Source organism: Paramesorhizobium salinisoli (assembly GCF_003335045.1).
In the GTDB taxonomy this organism is placed as follows: Bacteria; Pseudomonadota; Alphaproteobacteria; order Rhizobiales; family Rhizobiaceae; genus Paramesorhizobium; species Paramesorhizobium salinisoli.
Genome location: NZ_QOZG01000040.1, coordinates 1 through 7,323 on the forward strand (window position 1 = coordinate 1; position 7,323 = coordinate 7,323).

Consider the following 7,323-nt stretch of genomic DNA (forward strand, 5'->3'; position numbering starts at 1 on the left):
GTTCCGCGCTATTGCCACGGTGCAGAACGGCTTCGGCGAGAGTGGGACTGGCACCCATCAGAAGCGATCCGAGAAGAATGGCGGCAGGGAAACTGAGCTTCCTTAAAATCATTATTTGGTTCCTCCCGAAGGTGACTGGTAGAAAACGCCGTTTGGAAGCAAATAACTAGGGGCGCCAGCACCCCTATTATTTGCCGCACTTACGCGCAATATTCCTAATTCACACGCCTTTACTCGAAGACGTTCATTTCAACCGTTTGCAGCGCGCGAAGAGCAATTGATACTGTGAATGCGTCCATTGGGAGCGCGAGAACGATTGACGATTAACGAATAACCACTACCATTAACGAAGGAAGGAGCGCACGATGCGCATTACTTGTGAAATAATTGTAGTAGATAGCAATAAGGGAGAAATACTGCGTAAGAATATGGCGCTGCAAGCCAAACCATCTGTTGGCGATACAATTTATTTTGAAGATAAGACAAATATCTCTTCTCATATATTGGGTAGAGCGATCGTAAAAGACGTCAGTCATTTGCTTCACGACGAGGCGAATATACGTATTTTTGCGGTTATCATGCCTCAAAACCACTGATCGCGCTACGGCGCCATCCGGCCCGGCATGCGGGGAGTATACCGAGCTGATTTCATCACATCTAAATGTTTGTAACGATTAGACCATGTTTGATTAAGGCGTATGGTGAACACGCTAGCCCGTTGGTGCACAGCAATGGGGCATCGGCGGCGTGACGGGCCGTCTGGTTGGCGTTGCGATGCTTTTTGACGAGCCTCATCGGCGCCGGAGTTGATCGGTCGTAATTGGCGGGAGGGGTTTGCGGGTTGCGATCGGGCGGGTTCGTTGGTTCGTTCGAGGCGTCTGCGCCCCGTCCGCTACGTCATGAGCCGCGGGATGCGATCGAGGACGATGTGCAGCATGCGCTGGTCGGGGCATGATGGGGTCGGTTCCGGGGCAAGCAGCTCGGCCCGCCCACCCGTCTCACCGCAGATCGTCGCCGAAATTGTACGTTTGGCCGCTGATACAGATCTCGTTGTTCGTCAAATAGTGGAAAAAATTCAGTGACGGGCCAGCCGAGGCATCATCGGTCGGATCACAAAATTGATCCGGTCACCACCACAGAAGCCCTAATGACCGGTTTTAACATGTATCCTCGACCCAGACTCGAGCGTCCTAAAATAGGGGTGGTGGCATCCCTTTTCTTTCGAGGTTTGCACAGGCAACTTGTACCTAAGATGGGTTGGGACAGCGCTCACGGATCGGGCCCTCGTTGTGGAAGACCAGGATTTGATTCGCTAGGTCGGCGGCGGCAATCCCAGCCTTCAAATGAGCGACAGCACAATAATTCGGGCGCACCATTGTTCAGCCGGTGCTAAAGGGGGACTCCGCGTCAGGGTCTTGGCCGCTCAAAAGGCGGCTTTACGACCAAGATCCATCTCCGCATCAACGCGATGGGCCTACCCACAGCGTTTGCGCTGACCGGCGGCGAATCCTCCGACTTCAAGGGATATATGCCTGTCATGAATGCAGACGGGCCGCCGCCCAAGGTGTTGCTAGCCGACAAGGGCTACGATGCCGACTTCATTCGTGAAGATATGGAGAAACGCGGCGGCATTGCGATGATCCCGACCAAGAGGAATCGGTTGATCCAGTTGCCCGTCGATACCGCAATCTACGCCCTGCGCAACATGGTCAAACGCTGCTTCAACAAATTGAAAAACGCTCGAAGGCTGGCAACCCGATACGATAAAACTGCAGACAGTTATCTCGGCTTCATCCACATCGTCTCAATCCGCATGTGGATGCGCCACTTTGTCAACGCCTCCTAGATCATCCGTTTGAACACATCGTTCAAGTAGGCTTGATCTTGGATGCGGAATTGCGTGGTTCCGACCTTCTCGAAACCTTGCTTCAGATAGAAGGCGATAGCAGGAGTATTTTCAGAATTGGTTGTCAGCCAGACCGATGGGCTTCCAGCAGCCCGCGCGTAATCCAACCCTTGCTCTAGCAGCGCCCTTCCGAGTCCTCTCCCTTGGTGGCGGGGCTGAACGTAAAAGGTTGATATTTCCATGGTGGAACAGTTCGCGAGGGGGGCCGCTTTCCCGTGGCTGACGCGAATGAATCCATCAAGGCCGTCTTCGTTCTCTGACACGATAACGTGCTCATTCCGATCTTCGAGTAGCGCCCTGAGTTTGTCCGATGTGAACTCATTCAGCGCATATTCTGCGAAAAAGGCGTTCACTCCTCGCCGGATATAAGTTCCGAGCCAGACTTCGATTGATATGGCTGCCAGTATCGGCGCATCAGACGGTTGGGCGATCCTAAAATTCATACATAATTTCCAGTATTAAATAGGTTTCCGAGGGCTAGGGCTGATTGCCAGCGGTGGCGATACCCCTGAAAGCGGCTGTCGCGAAAACCTCCGAAACCTGGGACTGGTCCACTTACAGGTCGAGTTCTGAATGCGATCCGCGCCGCGCCAGGATAAGCCGATCCTCCCCGATAAGCCGGTAGATCAACACCAGATAGGGCTTTACATGGCGGTCCCGGTAATCCTTCCAGTCGGTCGACAAGGCATGATCCCGGTGGCGCGGCTCTAACGGTTCATCGCTCGCAAGCGCCACGATCACCTGACGCAGTTCTGTATCTAGAATGCCCCGGTGTCGCCCTTTCGCCTCACGTTTGAAATCCCGCTTGAAGGCGGTCGTGCGCTCAATCGTCCGCATGAAGGTCGTCGAACAGCGCATCCACCGTTTCGAACCGCTTCATGCCGCCCCGCTCGATCTCCGCGGACGCTTCCAGCGTCTCGGCGTTCGGCTGAAACAGCACAGACGGAATCGCCTTGTCCTGCGCGATCCGTGTCATGAGCACACGCACCACGTCACTCACAGTTAGGCCCGACGCCTGAATGACCTGATTGGCAACGTCCTGAATCTCACCCGGCACACGAGCTTGCACCATGCGACTTGCGGCCATGTCAGCACCTCAATATGTGTATTTCACTGCAATACACATAAGCTTTCCGCTGTGCGCTGACAAGACGCCTCGCCGGTCTGTCGTGGATTTTAGGATTTCCGCGACAGGTCGGCCGTCGAAAACCAAACGTCCGGAAATATCGCTACCGCTGTTTCATCGGGCTTTTGATCATCTGTCAGCCGGAGCGACCGGATAGCCCGCGCTTCTGGAATGCTCGGCGCTCTGGTGCATTGATTGGTGTTCGATGCTGACAGAAGCGCGGCAACAAGCAGTTACGAACTCTACTGATTGTCGGTGCTACATCGATTCTGAAACAGGCTCGCAGAGGTTCAAAGCTACCTGGTTGGGTCGTTTCAATAATGGCACGACGCCCCTACAAGGTGGCAGCCGTTGCGCTGGCTAACAAGATGGTCCGCACGATATGGGCGATTTTGGTCAAGGGCGGCACATACCAAGCGCCAGCGATGGCAGAAGCATAGGAACAGAATTCCCGGCGTTTCTGCGTCGGGATAAAGCGGCAAGGTACGAAAGCGTGATGAACCCGAGGGGCGATACCTCGATGTCGATCAGACCGTCTGACTCACTGCGCCTTTAAGCGCGCAAAACTGATTAGGCGATCGACATCGCGGATCTCATCGTGGCCAGCGGTCAATGACCGCGCTCACAGGCCGGACATATGACTGCACCGTCCAGAGGTGATTTGCGCTGAAAAACCTTGCCAACCGGGCCGTTCCACATATGAGTCAGAGCCTATCCTCGACCCACCCTCGAGCCGTCCTAAAATAGGGGTGGTGGCATCCCTTTTCTTTCGAGGTTTGCACAGGCAATTTGTACTTGAGATGGGTTGGGACAGCGCTCACGGATCGGGCACTCGTTGTGGAAGACGGGGACTTGATGCGCTTGGCCCTCATAGCTGAAGTGAAGGCGAGCGTGGGCGACTGTCTAGTCATCGGCACTCAGACGCTGGAAATCGCATCTGGGTAGTTGAGCGATCAGATGTTCGATCTCGTTGTCATAGATCTGGGTCTTTCGGAGTTTCCGTTGCGGGAGGGCCCTAGCTATATGGAATGGTTCGCGCCAGTGATCCCTCTACAACCGTGGGACAGTCTCGATCAGCTCAACGGCTATTTCAGGACCAGCGCCTACCGCCGGAATGCAATGTACGTCACCCTCCTCGGACAAAAGCTCGAAGGGGACTTTGATTTGAGTCAGTACCACCCCCCGGACACCGTGCTTTGGAACACTGATCTCCATGAGCACGAGCGTGGATACCTGCCGTACGGAGGCTACGGGCCCGAAGCGTCCTATGTGGCGCTGGATCGAGTGCATCTCACCGGTCCCATCCTGCCACAGCGCGACCTGGAGCAGTATTTGCTTGAACCTCGGTTGCGTCCAGTCCCAAACACGCTCAACGCTGCTACCATAACAAGGAGACAACCACTGATGACAAGAGTGACTCCAAAAGCGACTCCATCGAATGACGAACGACTGAACCGACTCGCAAAGTTGGAGCGTTTGAGAGCTCTCGGCATAGATCCTTATCCCGCAAAGTCGCATCGGACAAGTTCCTGTGCGCAAGTGCGTGCGCGATTTGATGGTTTGGCAGCGGGGGAAGCCACAAGCGAAATCGTTTCTGTGGCTGGTCGAGTCACAGCCATCCGAAACAGTGGGATGTTCATCGACGTATTCGCGCAACCGATCAATTGCAGCTCTTCACCGCCCTGAAAGCTGCGCCTGAGGCTTTGCTGGCGCTGCTAAACAATCTTGACATCGGCGATTTCATGCAGGCGGCTGGAAGTGTCAGGCGCACATCGCGTGGTGAACTCACTGTGGATGTTAGTGAGTTACACATTCTTGCAAAGTCCCTTACCCCGCCACCCGAAAAATATCACGGGATGGTGGATGTAGAACAGCGCTATAGACGACGTTCTGCCGATCTCATCGCAAACCAGGACAGTCGCGACAGGTTAAAGGCGCGATTTGGGGTTGTCTCTGCCGTCAGAAACCTGCTCACTTCTCGTGGGTTTATGGAAGTTGAGACTCCAATGCTTCAGCCCATTTACGGTGGTGCTAACGCAAGGCCGTTTACCACACATCATAATTCGCTGGATATTGACCTATTCCTGCGCATTGCTCCCGAGCTCTATTTGAAGAGGCTGTTGATTGGGGGATTAAGCGATAAGCTCTTTGAGCTCAATCGAAATTTTAGGAATGAAGGCTTGTCGATCAGGCACAATCCGGAATTCACAATGCTGGAAGCATATCAGGCGTATGCAGACGTCCACGATATGAAAGAACTAGTCGAAAGTATCGTTCGCGATTCAGTCAGCCATGCGTCAGGCCGAAGCCTTGTCGGCCCAAATTCGGATATCGACGTCTCTCAGCCATTCCGTTCGCTAAGCATGATTGATGAAGCGAGCCGGGCCGTCGGCGTAGACGTCAGGGACCTCGATCATGCGACCTTGGCGAAAATCGCGGCGGGAGTGTTGGACGAGGACACCAAGTCCGCTTCCTCGTGGGGAGAAGTGATCGAGCAGATTTTTGAGCAAAAGGTTGAACAGAAGCTTTGGGAGCCAACCCATGTTGTAGACTTTCCGTCCGACATCTCGCCGCTTGCCAAGCCGTCTGCGCAAGATTCTCGCATTGCGGAACGATTCGAAACTTATTGTGCTGGCATGGAAATAGCTAATGCATTCTCAGAGATGAATGATCCCATAGCGCAGCGCAAGGTGCTTGAGATTCAGTTAGAGACTGCAATCGCGAATGGTGAGTTTGACAAGTCGCTCGATCTTGACTTTCTAAGTGCACTGGAACTCGGCATGCCGCCAAGCGGCGGGTTGGGCATCGGCATCGATCGGTTAGCGATGCTTGCAACTGGTGCACCGTCCATCCGCGAGGTGATCGCCTTCCCTCTTATGCGCCCGCTTACCCACGATACTAATTAGGTGTCGCGAAAGTCCTACAGACCGTCTGAAAAGTCCTCAACGGTCCTTCCGAAAAGCTCGGCTGGAAACTTGGATTGAATTTCGGCACGGATCCTTTGCGTTGGCGAATTGATAGCCGTCTGCCGTATGGATCGGCCCAAACATCAGACTGGCCTTGGCGCATTGCGCACAGAATGTCTCAATGTCCTCGACATCGAAGACCAGCTTGACGGTCGTTTGGCCACTTCGTTGCCCTTTCGCTGCGGAATGCAGCATTATGTTGGCTCCGCCATCCTGTGCGACCAGAACTGCGCCGTCTCCTCGACATTCTTGGCGTAAATCACCAATCGGCTAAGTGGCAAAGTGCCCTCCAAATATACCCTGTTCGATTCACCTGCATCAGCGCTCATGATAGAGTTTGCCATGGCGCATCTTTCAGGAACAGACCGCTCTCAATTGCTGCTTCTGCCGGAAGCGGTTGATGATTGTGTCGGGCCGGACAACCCGGTCCGATTCATTGACGCCTTCGTTGACGATCTTGATCTTGTCGCCGCCGGGTTCGTGCGGGTGGCGGCGAAGGAGACCGGCCGTCCGGGTTACAACCCAGCCGACCTTTTGAAGCTTTACGTGTACGGGTATATCAACCGTGTGCGATCCAGCCGCCGGCTGGAAGCCGAAACACGCCGCGGCATCGAGGTCATCTGGTTGCTTACACCAACCGCGCCATCTGCGCGAACGCTGCACCAAAAGCTTCCGTCGCGTCTCGCGGCTGGAGAACGAATCCGTTCTCGACCGCATGGCGGCACGACTCGCCGCCCGACCGGACATCCTCGATCAGCGGCGTGAAAGCGTCGAGCATCCGTTCGGCACGATCAGCAGTAGATGAACCAGGGCGTGTTCCTGATGCCGCGGCTGGACAACGTTCGTGGCGAGTTGAGCCTGACGGCGCTTGCCTACAACATCCGCAGAGCCATCACCCTTGTCGGTGTGCCGAGTCTGATCGTGGCATTGCGGGCATCAAACGCCCCATTTTGTGTTGTCCAGGCCCAAAAAAAGCACCCTTTGACCATGACTGCCTCGCACCTCAGGAAGCAGACAAATCGGGTTTTTGGGCAGATCTTGCCACTGTTCGAAGACACGTGATCGTCGCACTCAGTCGCAGCCTGCAACGATGTCCATGCTGCTACAGGACAATGCCCACTAAAATCCACCAATTTGTGACGCAGTAAGACTAGGACAGTCTGCCTAATTTGCGCCGGCTCCTGACCGCTCCGATTTGCTAGGAAGCATCCATGATTGACAAGTGCGCGAACTGGACGCATTTTTACGCCATGATCGCAAACGTGACCCTTACTCGCCGTAATCCCATGACCTCCGGTTATCCGGTGGGCGTTGGACTGTTGGCG

General features: G+C 54.6%; 8 protein-coding genes and 3 pseudogenes. 7 read left to right on the forward strand and 4 right to left on the reverse strand.

All coding sequences use genetic code 11. The features are described 5' to 3' along the window. Positions 1-365 precede the first annotated feature (365 nt). Complete coding sequence (locus tag DUT91_RS25675; protein ID WP_147272278.1) at positions 366-596, forward strand: hypothetical protein; 231 nt, start codon at positions 366-368, stop codon at positions 594-596. 741 nt (positions 597-1,337) lie between these two features. Next, positions 1,338-1,846: pseudogene (locus DUT91_RS24145) on the forward strand (IS5 family transposase); the annotation flags it as partial. On the opposite strand, the gene DUT91_RS24150 reads toward DUT91_RS24145, so the two are convergent. The 3 genes from DUT91_RS24150 to DUT91_RS24160 all read right to left on the reverse strand — a co-directional run bounded on the left by DUT91_RS24150 (position 1,843) and on the right by DUT91_RS24160 (position 2,993). Beyond that, entirely contained in the window at positions 1,843-2,349 is a 507-nt protein-coding gene (locus tag DUT91_RS24150) for a GNAT family N-acetyltransferase (RefSeq protein ID WP_114442943.1), read from the reverse strand. The pseudogene DUT91_RS24145 and the gene DUT91_RS24150 overlap by 4 nt on opposite strands. Positions 2,350-2,461: 112 nt before the next feature. Beyond that, a complete protein-coding gene (locus DUT91_RS24155) occupies positions 2,462-2,743 on the reverse strand; it encodes a type II toxin-antitoxin system YafQ family toxin (protein ID WP_114442944.1) in 282 nt (93 codons plus the stop codon). Further along, positions 2,730-2,993 (reverse strand): type II toxin-antitoxin system RelB/DinJ family antitoxin, encoded by a 264-nt coding sequence (locus DUT91_RS24160; protein WP_114442946.1) that lies wholly within the window; start codon positions 2,991-2,993, stop codon positions 2,730-2,732. The genes DUT91_RS24155 and DUT91_RS24160 overlap by 14 nt, the downstream gene beginning before the upstream one ends. A 254-nt stretch (positions 2,994-3,247) precedes the next feature. Here DUT91_RS24160 and DUT91_RS27010 point away from each other — a divergent pair. The 3 genes and pseudogenes from DUT91_RS27010 to lysS form a co-directional block, all read left to right on the forward strand. Beyond that, positions 3,248-3,472 (forward strand): annotated as a pseudogene (locus DUT91_RS27010) (IS110 family transposase); the annotation flags it as partial. Positions 3,473-3,989: 517 nt separating this feature from the next. Further along, positions 3,990-4,718, forward strand: coding sequence for a hypothetical protein (locus tag DUT91_RS27015; RefSeq protein ID WP_245419986.1), 729 nt, complete (start codon positions 3,990-3,992; stop codon positions 4,716-4,718). Next, a complete protein-coding gene (gene lysS / locus DUT91_RS24170) occupies positions 4,697-5,938 on the forward strand; it encodes a lysine--tRNA ligase (protein WP_245419988.1) in 1,242 nt (413 codons plus the stop codon). Before DUT91_RS27015 ends, lysS begins: the two co-directional genes overlap by 22 nt. Before the next feature lie 36 nt (positions 5,939-5,974). On the opposite strand, the pseudogene DUT91_RS27020 reads toward lysS, so the two are convergent. Beyond that, positions 5,975-6,279, reverse strand: a pseudogene (locus tag DUT91_RS27020) (VOC family protein). A 61-nt stretch (positions 6,280-6,340) separates the two neighbouring features. Here DUT91_RS27020 and DUT91_RS27025 point away from each other — a divergent pair. Together DUT91_RS27025 and DUT91_RS27030 are read left to right on the forward strand one after the other, a co-directional pair. Next, positions 6,341-6,763, forward strand: coding sequence for a transposase (locus DUT91_RS27025; RefSeq protein ID WP_281032643.1), 423 nt, complete (start codon positions 6,341-6,343; stop codon positions 6,761-6,763). A 36-nt stretch (positions 6,764-6,799) separates the two neighbouring features. Next, on the forward strand, positions 6,800-7,060 hold the full coding sequence (locus tag DUT91_RS27030) for a hypothetical protein (RefSeq protein WP_245419990.1): 261 nt from the start codon (positions 6,800-6,802) through the stop codon (positions 7,058-7,060). Positions 7,061-7,323 lie beyond the last annotated feature (263 nt).